Origin of the sequence: Streptomyces sp. NPDC001848 (assembly GCF_042891915.1) — a bacterium.
GTDB lineage: Bacteria > Actinomycetota > Actinomycetes > Streptomycetales > Streptomycetaceae > Streptomyces.
Window position 1 is genome coordinate 186,565 of record NZ_JBIATP010000004.1, and the last position, 15,844, is coordinate 202,408.

Consider the following 15,844-nt stretch of genomic DNA (forward strand, 5'->3'; position numbering starts at 1 on the left):
CCGACCAGCCCGTCAGCACGCGCCGCCCCGCCGTGCGCGCGCATCCCGACGGACCGGTGGCGCGGGAAACGGTTACCGCACGCGACGGAACACGTCGTCGGAGTCGTCCCAGGTGGGCAGCTCCTCCGTCCGCCGCTGCCGTGGAACGCGCGACGCCGACTGGTACATGGCGTCGATCTCGACGGCGTACCGGCGGGCGATGGCGTCCCGGCGCAGCTTCATCGACGGCGTCAGCAGCCCGTTCGCGACGTCGAACGGCTCCGGCAGGACGCGGAAGACCCGGATCGACTCCGACCGCGACACCGTGCTGTTGGCGGCGGCCACGGCCCGCGCGATCTCCTGCCGCAGCGCGTTCTCCTCCCGGGCGTCCCGGCCCGGGGCGTCCCCGCGGGCGAACAGGACCCCACGCCAGTGCGCGACGAACTCCGGGTCCAGCGTGATCAGGGCGCCGACGCAGGGCCGGTTGTCGCCCACGACGACCGCCTGGTGGATGAGCGGATGCACCCGCAGCCGCTCCTCCAGCGCCGCCGGGGCCACGCTCTTGCCGCCGCTCGTGACGATGATGTCCTTCTTGCGGCCCGTGATGGACAGATACCCCTCGGAGTCCAGGTGCCCGATGTCACCCGTGGCCAGCCAGCCGTCGCGCAGTGCCGCGCGGGTGGCGTGGTCGTCGCCCACATACCCCTGGAACACCGACGGGCCGCGCACCAGGATCTCCCCGTCCTCGGCCACCCGAACGTCCACACCCGGAAGCGGGCGCCCCACGGTGCCGGTCTTCTCCCGGCCGATCGGCTGTGCGGTGATGCCGCCGCTCGTCTCGGTGAGCCCGTACCCGTCGTGGACGAAGATGCCGACGCCCGCGTAGAAGAGGGCGAGTTCGCGGTTCAACGGGGACCCTCCGGACACCGCCCCGCACACCCGGCCGCCCAGCGCGGCGCGCACCTTGCGGTATACGGCCTTGTCGTACAGGGCGTGCTGCAGTCTCAGGTCGAAGCCGGGTCCGGGCCCGGTGCCCAGCCGCTGCCGCTCGGCCGCCAGCGCGTAGTCCTGCGCGGTGCGAACGGCCCGCTCGAACAGGGCGCCCCGGCCCGCCTGCTGGGCGGTACGGAGGAAAGTCTTGTACAGCTTCTCGAAGACGTACGGCACCGCGTACAGGTACGTGGGCCGGAACGTCAGCAACGACGAGGCCAGGACCTCCGCGTCCAGCTCGGGCTGATGACCCATGAGCAGTCCGCCGCGCAGGCACAGCCCCTGCAGCATCAGCCCGTACACGTGCGAGAAGGGCAGGAAGACGAGGATGGAGGGCTGCTCACCGGGCGGTGCCGCGGTGTGCCCCCAGCCGGCCAGCATGGTGTCGCAGGGGCTCGCCAGGTTGCGGTGGCTGAGCGCGCACCCGCGCGGGTGTCCGCCGGTGCCGGAGGTGTAGGCGACGACCGCGGTCGAGTCGGGCAGCACGATCCGGCGCAGCGAGTCGACGGTCGTGGCCGGGACCGGGCGGCCACGCGCCACGAGGTCGTCCAGCACGCCGGTGTCCAGTTGCCACACGTGGCGCAGCCGGGGCAGCGAGCCGCACACCGACCCGACGGTCATCACGCCCTGCTCGTCCTCGACGACCACCGCGACACAGCCGGCGTCCCTCAGGATCCACTCGACCTGTTCGTGCGAGGACGTCGGGTAGATCGGCACCAGCTCCGCGCCGATCGCCCACAGCGCGCAGCTGAGCAGAGTCCACTCGTAGCGGGTGCGCGCCATGATGGCCACGCGGTTGCCGGGGCGGATGCCGGAGGCGACGAGTCCCCTCGCCAGATCGACCACTTCGTCGCGTAGCTCGGCCGCCGTCATGGGGATCCAGGATCCGTCGTCGCTGCGGCGCGCCACCAGGGGCAGCCCCGGGTTCCGGTTCGCCGTGTCGAAGACGCTGTCGGCGAGCCCGCCCGTCATGACGGTCCCTGACACCGCGTCCGGGGCGGCCGGACGGGCGTTGCCGAAGTCGCGCATGCGCCGTCCCCCGAGTCTTTCGTGCTGCGTCGCCGATGGGTGCGGCATCGGCGGTGCTCGAATGTAGCCCAGGCTGCCGCCCGACGTGACGGAAACGGCGATGAACCCGTCAGTACCGCTGTGGCGGTCCCGGGTGGACGGGCGGACGATGAGGTCGTAGGAGCCGTTCACTGCGGAAGGAGCTGTCATGCTTGAGGTGAAGGCAGCGGACAAGCCGGACGAGCGGCGTGATTTCCCCCGAGGCCACCTGGAGGCCGTCCATCTGACCGGACTCGACTTCGCGGTCGGGACCTTCGAGCCCGGCTGGCGCTGGTCGGAGTCCGTCGCCCCGATCGCCGGCACGCAGAGCTGCCAGTTCCGGCACAACGGCTATGTCGTCCGCGGACGGATGCACATCCGCATGGACGACGGGGCCGAGGAGGAGCTCGGGCCCGGCGACGTCTTCGTGTGCTCGGCCGGGCACGATGCGTGGGTCGAGGGCGATGAGCCCGTCGTGGTCCTGGACTTCGCGGGGCCCATGGCACAGGAGTACGCGAGGGCGCAACGCGGATAGCGAAGGGCCACGGGGCCGCCGCGGCGGTTGCCGGGCGGGCCCCCGTCGGGCCCCTCGCATCACCAGCGGCCGGGTTCCGTACCCGTGATCGGGACCGAGGGCCGCCCGTCCGGGCCGACCGGGACGTCCCCGGCGAGCATCACCCGGTGCATGATCCGGGGATGCTCGGGGGTGACGAGGTCGCTGGGGGCGAGATGGACGGTGGCCCGGTTGTCCCAGAAGGCCACGCTGCCGGCCTCCCAGCGGAAACGGACCGTGTACTCCGGGCGCGTGGCCTGCTCCAGGAGCATCTGCAGGATGTGCGCGCTCTCCGCCCGTGACAGGCCGAGGATCTGCTCGACGTAGTAGCCGTTGACGAACAGCAGCCGTTCGCCCGTCTCCGGGTGTACCCGCACCAGCGGATGCTCGGTGGCCACCTGGTGGTCCAGCAGGTGGCGCAGGTAGGCGTCGTCACCGGGCCGCGGCTGGTATCCGACGCCGAGCCGGTGCTCGACCCGCAGGCCGTCGACGAAACGCCGGACGGGCTCCGACAGACCCGCATGAGCGGCGGCGAGATTGGACCAGTGGGTGTCCCCGCCGTACGGGGGCACGCTCTCGGCGCGCAGGATGGTCGCGGCGGGCGGATCGACGCGGGCGCCGTGGTCGCAGTGCCAGCCCCGCAACAGCGAGTGGCGCCTGCGCCGCAGCCACTCGTCGTGGTCCATGCCGTACCGCCCGCCCAGCTCCAGCCGGTCGGCCGTGGTCTCCACCTCCGGGAAGTCCGGCGGGGAGGCGCTGCCGCGCCTGGCCGGGACGACGGGCTCGCCGAACCGCCGGGCCAGTGCGATGTGCGCCGCGTGGTCCAGTTTCTGGTCCCGGAAGAACACCACCTTCCAGCGCAGTACGGCCGACCTGATCGCGGACACCGCCGCGTCCGGCAGGTCGCCGGCCAGGTCGACCCCGGTGATCTCGGCGCCGATGTGGCCCGCGACGGGCCTCACCTCGACCTCGGTACCGCTGTCCGTCGTCATACGGGCTCCGTCCGTGGGGGTCAGGACCTCACGCGGCAAGCATCCCCCGCCCCGGCCCGTGCGAAAGATCACACAGGCTGCGGACGAGTGACCCATGGACCTCCGTGACGTCGGTCCTTTTGCCGTCCCATTGTCATCCCATGGGCAATCGACGACACGGCGGTCGTCATGATGGTTCGGCACTAGTAAGGTATGCCTACGCTAACCTGCACGACCGAGGCGGGGGGCATGCCGGGGAGGGCCGCATGTGGGATGACGCGTTTCCGAGCTTTCTCATCGGACTGAGGGAAGGGCTCGAAGGCGGACTCATCGTCTCCATCCTCGTCGCGACCCTTGTCAGAGCAGGTGCGAAGTCCCGGCTGCCGCAGGTGTGGACCGGCGTCCTCGCCGCGATCGCGCTCGCCATGAGCTTCGGCGCGGTCCTGACCTTCACCGCGGCGTCCCTGTCCGCGACCGCCCAGGAGGCGTTCGGCGGCACCCTCAGCGTGATCGCGGTCGCGTTCGTCACCGCGATGGTGTTCTGGATGCGCCGCTCGGCTCGCAGTCTCTCCGGCGAGATCAAGGAGAAGGTCACCGGCGCGCTCACGATGGGCGCGGGCATGCTGATCCTCACCTCCTTCCTCGCGGTGGGCCGTGAGGGCCTGGAGACCGCCCTGTTCCTGTGGACCACGGCGCGTGCGGCCGGCGAGTCGGCGGGCCCGATGGCGGGCGCCGGCATCGGGCTCGTCCTCGCGGCCGGCCTGTGCTGGGGGCTGTACCGGCGCGTCCTGAAGATCAACCTGACCAGGTTCTTCACCGCGACCGGCGCCGTGCTCATCGTGATCGCCGCCGGTGTGCTCGGCTACGGCCTGCGCGACCTCCAGGAGGGCGGGGTCCTGCCCGGCGGCACCGCCTACGCCGTCGACCTCGGCGGCAGCGTCGACGCCGGTTCCTGGTACAGCACCCTGATCCAGGGTGTGTTCAACCTGACGCCGACGATGACGTGGCTGCAGGTCGCCGCCTACGTCGGATACCTCGCCGTGGTGATGACGCTGTTCGTGCGCGGCGTGCGGGGGGTCGGATCCCCGGCTGCCCAGGCGAAGCCCGCGGCGAAGGTGAAGCAGGGCGTCAAGGCGGGGGAGGACGTCAAGGCGAGGGAGGGCGTCAAGGCGAGGGAGGGCGTCAAGGCTGACGAGGATGTGAAGGCGGACGAGGGCCGGCCGAGGCCCGCCGCCGAGGCACCGCAAACCCCGTCCGCCACCCCGCCCCGCCGCCGCCTCGGCTGGGCCGTTCCCGTCGCCGTCGTCGCCGTGCCCTCCGTCGTGGCCGGGCTGGTCGTCGCCGTCAGCGGGTCCAAGCCCGTCGGCACCCAGACCGTCGCCGTCTCCGAGACCGAGTGCGGCAAGGGCTTCACCGCGCCCAAGCCCGGTCGGCAGACGTTCCAGATGCACAACACCGGCGACAAGACCTCCGAGGTGTACCTGGTCGACCCGGCCAGCAACGCGGTCTACGGCGAGATCGAGGGCCTGGCCCCCGGCACCACCCGCGACCTCGTCGCCACCGTCGCGGGCGGCAGCTACGCCTGGCGCTGTGTGCCCACCGGCGGCAAGGCCGTCACCTCCAAGGCCGTCAGCGTGAGCGGCAGCGCGGGCGCCAGGGCCGTCGTGCCCGTGTCCGAGAAGGACCTCGCCGCGCCGCTGACCGCGTACAAGACGTACGTGAACCAGGGCCTGGCCACCCTCGTCACCCGGACCCGCAAGCTCAGCGACGACATCGCCGGCGGGCACCTCGACGCCGCCCGCACCGACTGGCTCACCGCCCACCGCACCTACTCCTCGCTCGGCGCCGCCTACGGCACCTTCGAGGACTTCGACCAGAAGATCAACGGCCGCCCCGACGGCCTGCCCGGCGGGGTGGACGACAAGGACTTCACCGGCTTCCACCGCCTGGAGTACGGGCTGTGGCACGGACAGTCCGCTGACCGGCTCAAGGCCCCCGCCCAGCAGCTCGCCGACGACGCCGCGGGGCTCCGGAAGGCATTCCCCACCCAGACCTTCGACCCGGGCGACCTGCCCCTGCGTGCTCACGAGATCCTTGAGAACACCCTCCAGTTCGAGCTGACCGGTCACGCCGACCAGGGCAGCGGCACCGAACTGGCCACCGCGGACGCCAACCTCGCCGGCACCCGCGAACTCCTCACCGTGCTCCGGCCGCTGCTGACCGGCCGCGCCCCGCACCTTCTGCCCACCGTGGACGCGGACATCGCCCGAGTGCAGACGCTGCTCGACGCCGCCCACCACGGCGACTCCTGGACCCCCGTGGACCGGCTCGACGAGATCACCCGCGACCGTCTCAACGGGGCCACCGGACAGCTGCTCGAGGACCTCGCCCCCATTCCGGACCTGTTGGAGATCCGGAAGTCCGCCTGATGACCGCGCAGCCCGCCGCGACCGCACGCGCCGAAGCCGAGACCGTACGCGCCGAAGCCGAGACCGTACGCGCCGAAGCCGAGACCGTACGCGCCGAAGCCGAGACCGTACGCGCCGAAGCCGAGACCGTACGCGCCGAACCCGAGACCGTACGCGCCGAACCCGCCACCGTACGCATCGAAGCCGAGACCGCACACACCGAAGGGAACCGCTCCATGTCGTCCGCCGAAACGCCCGCCCCCCAGGGCGGCTGCCCCGCCGGTCACGGGCGCCGCTCCTTCGTGAAGACGGCCCTGGGCGCCGGGGCCGCGGGCGCGGTGCTGGCCGGCGGCGGCCTCGCCCTCAGCCAGGCCGGCACCGGCGAGGCACACGCGGCGGACGACGCGAACGCCACGAAGGTCCCCTTCCACGGCGCCCACCAGGCGGGCATCATCACCCCCGCCCCGGCCGCCGCCACCTTCGTCTCCTTCAACGTCATAGCCGAGGACCGCAGGGGCCTCACCGACCTGCTCCGGACGATCACCGAACGCGCCCGTTTCCTCACCTCCGGCGGCACCCCCGAGGACCTCGGCGTCGGCGCGCCGCCCTCCGACAACGGCATCCTCGGCCCCGAGGTCCCCGCCGACGCGCTCACCGTCACTGTCGGTGTCGGCGCCTCCCTGTTCGACGACCGCTACGGCCTCGCCAAGGCCAAACCGCGCCGGCTGACCCCCATGCGCACGTTCCCCAACGACAACCTGCAGCCGGCCGAGTGCCACGGCGACCTGTCCCTGCAGATCTGCGCCAACCGGCAGGACACCGTCCTGCACGCGCTGCGCGACATCGCCCGGCACACCCGTGGCGCCATGCAGATCAAGTGGCGCATCGACGGCTTCCAGAACACCCCCCGCCCGAGCGGGGCCCAGCGCAACCTGCTCGGTTTCAAGGACGGCATAGCCAACCCGGACGTCACCTCCTCCCGGGAGATGAACCGTCTCGTCTGGGTCGACAAGGGACAGGGCGAGCCCGACTGGGCGACCGGCGGCAGCTACCAGGTCATCCGGATCATCCGCATGCTCGTGGAGTTCTGGGACCGGGTCTCGCTCACCGAGCAGGAGAAGATGTTCGGCCGCCGCAAGGACACCGGTGCCCCGCTGGACGGCGCCAAGGAGACCGACGTCCCCAACTACGCCAAGGACCCGCAGGGCACGGCCATCCCGCTGGACGCCCACATACGGCTCGCCAACCCGCGCACCGAGAAGACCGACAACTCCCGCATCCTGCGCCGCGGTTACAACTACGACCGGGGCGTCGACAACGTCGGCAACCTCGACATGGGGCTCGTCTTCTGCTGCTACCAGCAGGACGTCCAGCGCCAGTTCGAGGCCACTCAGACCCGGCTGATCGACGAGCCCCTCGTGGACTACATCTCCCCGACCGGCGGCGGCTACTTCTTCGCCCTGCCCGGCGTCAGGGATTCCTCGGACTGGCTCGGGCGGGGGCTCATGTCCGCCTGACGGTCCCCGCCGCCGGGACGTTCAGCCGGCCGGCCGCCAGCCCAGCGCGGGCCCGAGCCGCGTCGCCATGTCGGTGAGGATCTGCACGTAGTCCTCGTGCTCGAAGGTGAACGGCAGCGCGAACGCCACCTCGTCCACCTCCCGGAACGCGGCATGCGCGTAAAGCTGTTCGGCTATCCGGTCGGACGGTCCCACGAGGTCCGGCGCGAACATCATCCGCGCCGGGCCCTGCGGCGTCGCCGTGCGCGGCAGCCGCTTCGCCGCGTACGCCTCGTACTTGGCGCGCTGCTCGTCCGTGGCACTGTCGGTGGGGATGACCACCAGCCCCTGTGAGACCCGGGCACCCTCACCGTCGGGGTGGTGGGCGCGGAAGGTGCGGATGTGGGAGAGCTGGACCTCGGCGAAGTCCTCCGACTCCTCCGCCTTGACGACGCTGGAGGTGAGCAGGTTCATCCCGTGCTCGCCCGCCCACCGGGCCGAGCGCAGGCTCCCGCCGCCGTACCACAGGCGCTTGCCGAGGCCGGGGGAGTGCGGCTGGACACGGTTGGAGAACACTTCGAAACCCTGCACACCGCTGAAGTCGGTGGCGGGCTTGCCGCGCACCAAGTCCAGCAGCCGCCGCACGCGCTCGTAGCTGAAGTCCTCGACCTCGGCGGTGTCCGGGTAGAGGGCCTGCTTGACCTGCTCGTAGTGCATCGGTGGGCCGACGCTCACACCGGGGTTCAGCCGGCCCCCGGAGAGGATGTCCACGGTCGCCAGGTCCTCGGCCAGGCGCAGCGGGTTCTCCCAGCCCAGCGGGATGACGGCGGTGCCCAGCTCGATGCGGCTCGTGCGCTGGGAGGCGGCAGCCAGCACGGCGACGGGCGAGGAGATCCCGTACTGCAGGTGTCGGTGCCGCACCCACGCGCTGTCGAAGCCCAGCCGCTCACCCAGTTCGATGATCCCGAGCGTCGACTCGTGCCCGCGGCGCGGATCCGCCTCGTCGAACAGGCCGATGGTCAGGAAGCCCAGCTTCCGCAGCGGTTGCGAGGTCGGCGGCACAGAACTTCCTCCAGGGTCCGCGGCATGTCTGCCGTACGCCGGTGCTGGGTCCGATTCTCGCAGTTGATCGTTGCGCGCGCGTGAACGAGCCGGTGAGGGGGCCGGGTACGGCGTCAGGCGTCGCGGCGCCGGAGCGTCACCGCGGCCCCGGCGAGCGTCGCCAGCGCGTACAGGCAGAACACCGCGAACCCGGTCCACGGCGCCAGGGTGTGCGGCTGCTGCTGGACGTGGACCAGGCCCTGGCCCGCCGTGCTCGGCAGATACGGGTTGATCGCGTCGAGCCAGGACGACGGCAGCGCCTGGGCGAGCACCGGGAGCACCAGCAGGACGCCGAAGAGGGTGGCGATCCCGCCGGCCGTGTTGCGGAGCAGTGCACCGAGGGCCACCCCGATCAGGCCCACGACCGTCAGATACAGCCCGGCGCCGAGGACCGCACGCAGCACTCCGGGAGCGCTCAGCGAGGTTCCCAGATGACGGCCGGACAGCACGGCCTGACCCAGCAGGAACGCGGCCAGCGCGGCGCTCGTCATCAGCACCCACGCCACCACGGCGTACACCAGGGCCTTCGCCCACAGCACCGGAAGGCGACGCGGCACCGCGGCCAGCGAGGCCCGGATCATGCCCGTCGCGTACTCGCCGCTGATCACCAGGACCCCCAGCACGCCGACGGCCAGCTGGGCCAGGAAGAAGCCGCGCAGACTGACCAGCGTCGGATCGAAGGCGAGCCGCTCCTGAGGCGGCAGATCGTCCCAGCGGTGAGCGGTGAAGTAGCTGAACACACACCCCAGTCCGACCATCGCGACGACGGCTGCGAGGAGCGTGCACAGGGTGGACCGCAGCGACCGCAGTTTGATCCACTCCGATCGGATCACCCGCAGCTGGGTGACCTCCCCCCGCTCCGCCGCGGGAATCACCGAGGCCGTCGTCATGCCACACGCCCTTCCGCGCCGACCAGGTGCGCCGCCGGTGTCCGGTACTCCACGGCGTCCCCGGTGAGTTGCATGAACGCCTCCTCCAAGGAGGCCTGCTGCGGCGTGAGTTCGGCCAGCGCGATGCCGTGCTCGGCCGCGATCCGCCCGATCCGCTCACTGCCGAGCCCGGTCACCGTCAGCACGCCCGGTTCCTCGGCGGTGACGGACACGTCCGGACCGGCCAGCAGACCGCTGAGCCTCTCCGCCTCCTCGGTGCGGACCCGCACCACCTCACCGGCGGCCCGCGCGACGAACTCCGCGACCGAGGTGTCCGCGATCAGCCGGCCCCGCCCGATCACGATGAGATGCTCGGCCGTGAGCGCCATCTCCGACATCAGATGCGAGGAGACGAGGACCGTACGCCCCTCGGCGGCCAGCCCCTTGAGCAGATCGCGGATCCACCGGATCCCCTCCGGATCGAGGCCGTTGGCCGGCTCGTCGAGGATCACCGTCGCCGGGTCGCCGAGCAGCGCCCCGGCGATGCCCAGCCGCTGCCCCATGCCGAGGGAGAAGCCGCCGACCCGTTTGCGCGCCACCGCCCGCAGCCCCACGAGGTCGATCACTTCCTCGACCCGGCGCCGGGAGATCCCGTGGGTCGCGGCGAGCGCCAGCAGATGGTGGTACGCGCTGCGCCCGGTGTGCACCGAGCGCGCCTCCAGCATGGCCCCGACCTCGTGCAGGGGCGCCCGGTGATCGGCGTAGTTCCTGCCGTTGACCACGGCCCGGCCGGAGGTGGGCGCGTCCAGCCCCAGCAGCATCCGCATGGTGGTGGACTTGCCGGCGCCGTTCGGCCCGAGGAACCCGGTCACGATGCCGGGCCGCACGGTGAAGCTCAGGTCGTCGACGGCGGTGCGCTCGCCGAAGCGCTTGGTGAGGGAATGGGCCTCGATCATGCCCTCCACCCTCGTACGAGCGCGCCCGCCTGTCGCGCGGGACTGCTCCGGCCGGATGCCGGGCCGCTTCCGCCGTCGACGTGTCCCGCTACGCGCCGCTCTCGCGGAGCATGTCCTCCCGCTCGACGATCTTGACGCGTTCCCGGCCCTGAGGTGCGCCGAGCGCCTTCTCCGCGGCATCCAGGCGGTACCAGCCCTGCCAGGTGGTGAAACGGACGTTCCGCTCGGCGAGGAACGCGTCCACGGCCTCGGGTGCGGGCGAAACCGGCGTGTGGAGACGCCCGTTCACATGGTCGTCCAGCAGGTGGGCCACCGTCTCGTTGGCGTCACCCTTGGTGTGGCCGATGAGGCCCACGGGCCCGCGGCGGATCCAGCCGGTCACGTACGTGGACTGCAGATGGGTGCCGCCGTCCTCGATGACCCGTCCGCCCTCGTCCGGCACCGTGCCGGACTCGACGTCCCACGGCAGCTTGGGCAGGGGGTCGGACAGGTACCCCACGGCGCGGTAGACGGCGGTGACGTCCCAGTCCCGGAACGTGCCCGTGCCCTTCACGTTCCCGGTGCCGTCCAGGGCGGTGCGCTCGGTGCGCAGGCCGGCCACCCTGCTGTCCTCGCCGAGGATCTCGACCGGGGACTCGAAGAAGTGCAGGAACAGCTTGTGCGGCCGGTCGCCGACGTCGCGGATGGCCCAGTTCTCCAGCGTCTTGGCGACCATGTCGGCCTGCTTGTTGCCGCGCCGGGTCGCGATCGAGCCCTCGTCGTAGTCGATGTCCTCGGGGTCGACGATGACCTCGATGGAGGGGGAGTGGTCCAGTTCCCGCAGCTCCATGGGGCTGAACTTGGCCTGGGCCGGGCCACGGCGGCCGAAGACGTGGATCTCCCGGGCCGGGTTGGCCTTCAGTCCGTCGTACACGTTCGGCGGGATCTCGGTGGGCAGCAGCTCGTCCGCCGTCTTGGCCAGGACCCGGGCCACGTCCAGTGCGACGTTGCCGACTCCGAGCACGGCGACCTTCTGTGCCGTCAGCGGCCAGGTCCGCGGCACGTCCGGGTGCCCGTCGTACCAGGAGACGAAGTCAGCTGCTCCGTAGGAGCCGTCGAGGTCGATGCCGGGTATGTCCAGGGGCCGGTCGGCCATGGCGCCGGTGGAGAAGATCACGGCGTCGTAGAAGGCGCGCAGGTCGTCCAGGCTGATGTCGGACGGGTACGCGACATTGCCGAACAGGCGGATCTGCGGCTTGTCGAGCACCTGGTGCAGAGCCGTGACGATGCCCTTGATGCGCGGGTGGTCGGGGGCGACGCCGTACCGGATGAGACCGAACGGGGCCGGCATCCGCTCGAAGAGGTCGATGGACACACCGGGTTCGGCGGCCACCTCGGACTTCAGCAGGGCATCGGCGGCGTAGATGCCGGCGGGACCGGCTCCGACGATGGCTGCCCGCAGGGGGCGGGGCATGATCAGGTTCCCTTCGAGCGGGGACGAACGGCTCGTCGGGAACCCTAAACTAAGGCAATCCTAACCTGGTACGCGGGTCTGCTCTATGACGTCATAAGGCGCTTTTATGGGGTCGGGGGTCAGCAGGAGCATCGTCACATCGTCGCGAACACTGCCGCAGTGGGCCACGAGATCGGCCCACACCCGCTCGGTCGTGACCACCGGATCGTCGTCGGCGAGGCGGGGCAGCCGGTCCGTCAGCGGATAGAACGCGCCGGCGGAGTCCCTGGCCTCCCAGATGCCGTCAGAGGCCAGGAACAGCCGGTCCCCGCGCTGGAGCGGACAGGTGATCTCGTCGTACCCGCCGCCCTGGGGCAGGCCGAGCCCGAGCGGGGTTCCCGGGGTGACCCGCACCTCCGTGGCCTTGCCGTCCTGCAGCAGAAGGGGCGCCGGACTGCCGCAGACGATGATCCGCACCGTACGGGCGTCGGGGGTGAACTCCAGCAGCACCACGGTCGCGAACAGCTCCCCGAGCCGCACGTCCCCCGAGTCCACCAGGAGCCTGCGGTCCAGGCACGCGGCGACCGACGGCAGGTCGGGCTGGTCCAGCACGGCCTCCCGGAACGCGCCGAGCAGTGCGGCGACCGTGGCGACGGCCGACAGCCCGTGGCCCTGCACGTCGCCCATCACCGCCCGTACCCCCGCGCGGCCCGGTCGCACGTCGTAGAAGTCGCCGCCGACGATCGTCCCGCGCTGCGCCGCCCGGTACAGCCCGGTGCAGCGGACCGGCCCGACCCGCGGCGGCAGCGGGGGCGCGACCGCGCGCTGGGCGGCCTCGGCGACCGTGCGTTCGAGGTCGAGCTGGGCGTCCCGGCGGCTGCGCACGTACGACACGAACACGCTCAGCAGTGCCACGAAGCTGATGGTGAGCAGGTCGGTGTTGCCGGGGTGGTCCAGGTGGAAGACCCGGATGTGCTGCAGGGCGATGACCAGGAAGCCGAGCACCGCGGTCGTGAGCGGCCCGTAGGACAGCACGGCGAGCGGCGGAATGGCGCCGAGCAGGAAGCCGATGTCCAGGGGGCGGGGGTAGGCGAGCGTGGCGACGCACACGAACACCAGCAGCACCGGCGGCAGCACCCGCACCCACCGCGGGGGCGGCGCCCCGCGCAGCCAGCTCCGCCCGTCCGCCTCCCGGCGCCCCGGCCCGGCCCGCACGCTTCGCACACCCCTAACGCTCCTACGGCGAGCGGCCCCCCGCACGTCGGCGCAGGGTCTCGTGGATGTGCCGGGCCGCGCGTATCGTTCCGCCGTCCGATGCGTCAGGGCAGGCGTCGAGAGGTGACAGCGTGAGCGCGGACGGGGCGATGACCGCCGTGGTGACCGGCGGCAGCGGATTCGTCGGAAGCCATCTGGTACGACGGCTGCTGGAGCGGGACCACCAGGTGCACGCCACGGTACGCAGCGCCGCGCACTCGGCCAAGGTGCTGCCGCTGCGCAGGCTCCAGCAGGAGTTCCCCGGCCGGCTGACCCTGTTCGAGGCGGATCTGCTTCGCCAGGGCTCCTTCGACGAGGCGATGAGCGGCTGCCGTGTGGTCTTCCACGTCGCCTCGCCGTTCCGCATGCCGGAGAAGATCAGGGACGGCCGCAGGGACATGGTCGAACCGGCCGTGCAGGGCACCCGCAAACTGCTGGCGAGCGTGGAGCGGACACCGACCGTCGAGCGGCTGGTCCTCACGTCCACCGTGGGTGCGATCTTCGGCGACTACATCGACGTACTGGCCATGGACGACCGGACACTGTCCGAGAAGTACGTCAACACGACCAGCACCGTGGAGAACAACCCGTACCACTACGCGAAGACGCTCGCCGAACGCGAGGCCTGGGCGGCGGAGGCGGCCCAGAGCCGCTGGCGCATGGTGTCCGTCCACCCCGGCCTGATCCTCGGCCCGTCCCTGACCCCCGCCTCGGAATCCGGCAGCCTGTTCCTGCTCGACGAACTCTTCAAGGGCTACTTCTTCTACGGCGCCCCCGACTTCAGCTTCACCACGGCCGACGTCCGCGACGTGGCCGACGCGCACATCGCCGCAGCGGAGCACCCCGCGGCGAAGGGCCGGTACATCGTCGCCGCAGAGACGATGACGTCCTTCCACCAGATGTCCCGCATCATCCGCACCCGGTACCCCCGCGACCCGCGCCTGCCCCGCACCGCGCTCCCGCACTGGCCGGTGCGCGTCCTGGGGCCGGCCTTCGGCCTGACCCAGGACTACATCCGCAAGCACCTCGGCATCCGCTTCCGCGTGGACAACAGCAGGAGCGTGCGCGAACTGGGCATCACCTACCGCCCGATCGAGGAGACGCTGCTGGACCACTACGAGACCTGGCGACGGCAACGCCGGGCACGCTGAGGTGGCGGCGCCCTGACGTCAGGCGGGCCGTACCGCCCCGTGGATCGCCGCCGGGCCGGCGTAGTGGATGGACTCCTCGCGGATGTACGCTCCCGCGCCCGGTGCGTGGATCATCATGCCGTTGCCGGTGCAGATGCCCACATGGCCGGCGCCCTCCTGGAAGAAGACGAGGTCCCCCGGCTGGAGGCCGACGAGGGAGACCGGTGTGCCCATGGCCGCCTGATCGGGCGCCGAGCGGGGCAGCACGACCCCGGCGGCCTTCCACGCGGCCTGGGTCAGGCCGGAGGCGTCGTAGGAGTCGGGCCCGCTCGCCCCCCACACGCAGGGCTTGCCGATCTGCGCCCGGGCGAAGGCGAGCGCCTTCGTGGCCTTGGTGCCGTATCCCGTGCCCGGCACGCCGACGAAGGCGTCGGTGACCGCAGGAGCGGGGACGACGGGCGCCGGGGTGTCGAGGGGGGCGGTGGCGGGGAGCGGGGCGGGAGCGGCGAGCGGCACCGAGGCGTTCGGGACGGGCGCAGTGGCCGGGGGCGCTGCCGTGACGAACGGGCCGGCTGCCGTGAGGGCGGCCGGTGCGGCGTACGTGGTCGAGGTGCTCGGGACGGGCGCGGTGGCCGGCGGTGCCGACATGGCGAATGCCGCTGGGGCGGATGCGCCGAGCTCGATCGCCGGGGGCGCCGGCATGGCCAACGTGGTGGAGGCGGCCGGGTCGGGCGCGGTGGCGGCCGGCGCCGATGTGGCCAACCCGGTCCAGGCGTCCGGGGCAGGCGCGAGGGATGCCGCGGCCACGGCAGAAGGGACGGCGGCGAGGGCGGGATCCGTGGCCGGTGACATGCCCGGCAGGGCCGCGGCGATGCCGCCCGCCGGGCCCTGCCGCGCCGCATGCCGGTCCAGCATCTCGCGGGCCGCGGCGAGCTTGCGCCGGTTCCGCTCCTTGGCGGTGGTCGGCGTGGACCGCCCCGGCTCGGCGGGAGTCCCCGGCAGCGCCCGCGGCGCCTCCTGCGGCGCGGCCGGCGCGGCAGGAGGCATGGCCAGGGGACCAGGGGCCGTCAGCTCCGCCACGGGTCCGGCGGCCCGCCCGGCGGTCAGCTCCCGGACCGCCCGGTCCGACCCGGAATCCGGTCCGGCGGTCAGCTCCCGGACCGTCCGGTCCCGGATCGCCCGCTCGAGTTCGGGCAGTTCGTTCCCCGGCCGCCTCGCCGGGATCACGGACCGGTCCCCGGTCGCCCGCTCCGGCATTCTGTCCGCGGGCAGCACCGCCGGAACGGTCGGGCCCAGCTTGGCGCGCGCCGCGTCGAACCACTCCCGGGCGACGTCGTCGAGCGCGGGATCGCTGCGCCTGCGCTGCCTGCCGAGGACGGGGTCGGTGCGCCTGCGGCTCCCCGTGGACATCGCGCGGGTCGCGTTGAAGTTCCCGGTGGCGGTCTCGGCCCGGTCGTACAGGCTCCGGATCCGCTGCTGGACCTCGTCGCGGCTCGGCCCCTCGGAGTCGCGCTGCGCCATGGGGACGTACTCCTTCCGTGCTCCGCCTGCCGGGTCGGCCATGGGGCGCCCGCCGGCCGTTCGGGCTCTGCGGGAGGGTTCGGGCTGGAGGCTCCGGAAGGCGTGCCCTGCGGCCCGTGCCCTCGGCGGAGGCCGTG

General features: G+C 72.2%; 13 protein-coding genes. 4 read left to right on the forward strand and 9 right to left on the reverse strand.

The annotated features are described in order from the left end of the window. Positions 1 to 72: 72 nt before the first annotated feature. On the reverse strand, positions 73 to 1,998 hold the full coding sequence (locus ACFYZJ_RS09835) for an AMP-dependent synthetase/ligase (protein WP_388565569.1): 1,926 nt from the start codon (positions 1,996 to 1,998) through the stop codon (positions 73 to 75). A gap of 187 nt (positions 1,999 to 2,185) precedes the next feature. Here ACFYZJ_RS09835 and ACFYZJ_RS09840 point away from each other — a divergent pair, with 187 nt between their 5' ends. Next, complete coding sequence (locus ACFYZJ_RS09840; RefSeq protein WP_388564954.1) at positions 2,186 to 2,551, forward strand: cupin domain-containing protein; 366 nt, start codon at positions 2,186 to 2,188, stop codon at positions 2,549 to 2,551. A 59-nt stretch (positions 2,552 to 2,610) separates the two neighbouring features. On the opposite strand, the gene ACFYZJ_RS09845 is transcribed toward ACFYZJ_RS09840, so the two are convergent. Beyond that, the gene (locus tag ACFYZJ_RS09845) at positions 2,611 to 3,561 is read right to left on the reverse strand and encodes a TauD/TfdA dioxygenase family protein (RefSeq protein ID WP_388564956.1); all 951 of its coding nucleotides are present in this window, start codon (positions 3,559 to 3,561) and stop codon (positions 2,611 to 2,613) included. 245 nt (positions 3,562 to 3,806) lie between these two features. On the opposite strand from ACFYZJ_RS09845, the gene efeU reads away from it, so the two are divergent. After that, a complete protein-coding gene (gene efeU / locus ACFYZJ_RS09850) occupies positions 3,807 to 5,969 on the forward strand; it encodes an iron uptake transporter permease EfeU (protein ID WP_388564958.1) in 2,163 nt (720 codons plus the stop codon). Here efeU and ACFYZJ_RS09855 read toward each other — a convergent pair. Next, a complete protein-coding gene (locus tag ACFYZJ_RS09855; protein ID WP_388564961.1) occupies positions 5,893 to 6,186 on the reverse strand; it encodes a hypothetical protein in 294 nt (97 codons plus the stop codon). The genes efeU and ACFYZJ_RS09855 overlap by 77 nt on opposite strands. On the opposite strand from ACFYZJ_RS09855, the gene efeB reads away from it, so the two are divergent. Further along, the gene (efeB, locus tag ACFYZJ_RS09860; RefSeq protein ID WP_388564964.1) at positions 6,185 to 7,465 is read left to right on the forward strand and encodes an iron uptake transporter deferrochelatase/peroxidase subunit; all 1,281 of its coding nucleotides are present in this window, start codon (positions 6,185 to 6,187) and stop codon (positions 7,463 to 7,465) included. The two genes, ACFYZJ_RS09855 and efeB, sit on opposite strands and share 2 nt — an antisense overlap. A gap of 21 nt (positions 7,466 to 7,486) precedes the next feature. Here efeB and ACFYZJ_RS09865 read toward each other — a convergent pair whose 3' ends face one another. The 5 genes from ACFYZJ_RS09865 to ACFYZJ_RS09885 form a co-directional block, all read right to left on the reverse strand. Next, on the reverse strand, positions 7,487 to 8,506 hold the full coding sequence (locus ACFYZJ_RS09865) for an LLM class flavin-dependent oxidoreductase (protein ID WP_388564966.1): 1,020 nt from the start codon (positions 8,504 to 8,506) through the stop codon (positions 7,487 to 7,489). Between the two features lie 113 nt (positions 8,507 to 8,619). Beyond that, a complete protein-coding gene (locus ACFYZJ_RS09870; RefSeq protein WP_388564968.1) occupies positions 8,620 to 9,435 on the reverse strand; it encodes an ABC transporter permease in 816 nt (271 codons plus the stop codon). Beyond that, the gene (locus tag ACFYZJ_RS09875) at positions 9,432 to 10,370 is read right to left on the reverse strand and encodes an ABC transporter ATP-binding protein (RefSeq protein WP_388564971.1); all 939 of its coding nucleotides are present in this window, start codon (positions 10,368 to 10,370) and stop codon (positions 9,432 to 9,434) included. Before ACFYZJ_RS09875 ends, ACFYZJ_RS09870 begins: the two co-directional genes overlap by 4 nt. An 88-nt stretch (positions 10,371 to 10,458) precedes the next feature. Next, entirely contained in the window at positions 10,459 to 11,823 is a 1,365-nt protein-coding gene (locus ACFYZJ_RS09880) for an FAD-dependent oxidoreductase (RefSeq protein WP_388564973.1), read from the reverse strand. A gap of 60 nt (positions 11,824 to 11,883) precedes the next feature. After that, entirely contained in the window at positions 11,884 to 13,026 is a 1,143-nt protein-coding gene (locus ACFYZJ_RS09885) for a PP2C family protein-serine/threonine phosphatase (protein ID WP_388564976.1), read from the reverse strand. A gap of 140 nt (positions 13,027 to 13,166) precedes the next feature. Between ACFYZJ_RS09885 and ACFYZJ_RS09890 the strand changes: the two genes are divergently transcribed. Then, the gene (locus tag ACFYZJ_RS09890; protein WP_388565572.1) at positions 13,167 to 14,207 is read left to right on the forward strand and encodes an NAD-dependent epimerase/dehydratase family protein; all 1,041 of its coding nucleotides are present in this window, start codon (positions 13,167 to 13,169) and stop codon (positions 14,205 to 14,207) included. A gap of 18 nt (positions 14,208 to 14,225) precedes the next feature. Here ACFYZJ_RS09890 and ACFYZJ_RS09895 read toward each other — a convergent pair whose 3' ends face one another. Next, positions 14,226 to 15,707: a C40 family peptidase gene (locus tag ACFYZJ_RS09895; RefSeq protein ID WP_388564978.1), complete on the reverse strand. Its 1,482-nt coding sequence runs from the start codon at positions 15,705 to 15,707 to the stop codon at positions 14,226 to 14,228. Positions 15,708 to 15,844 lie beyond the last annotated feature (137 nt).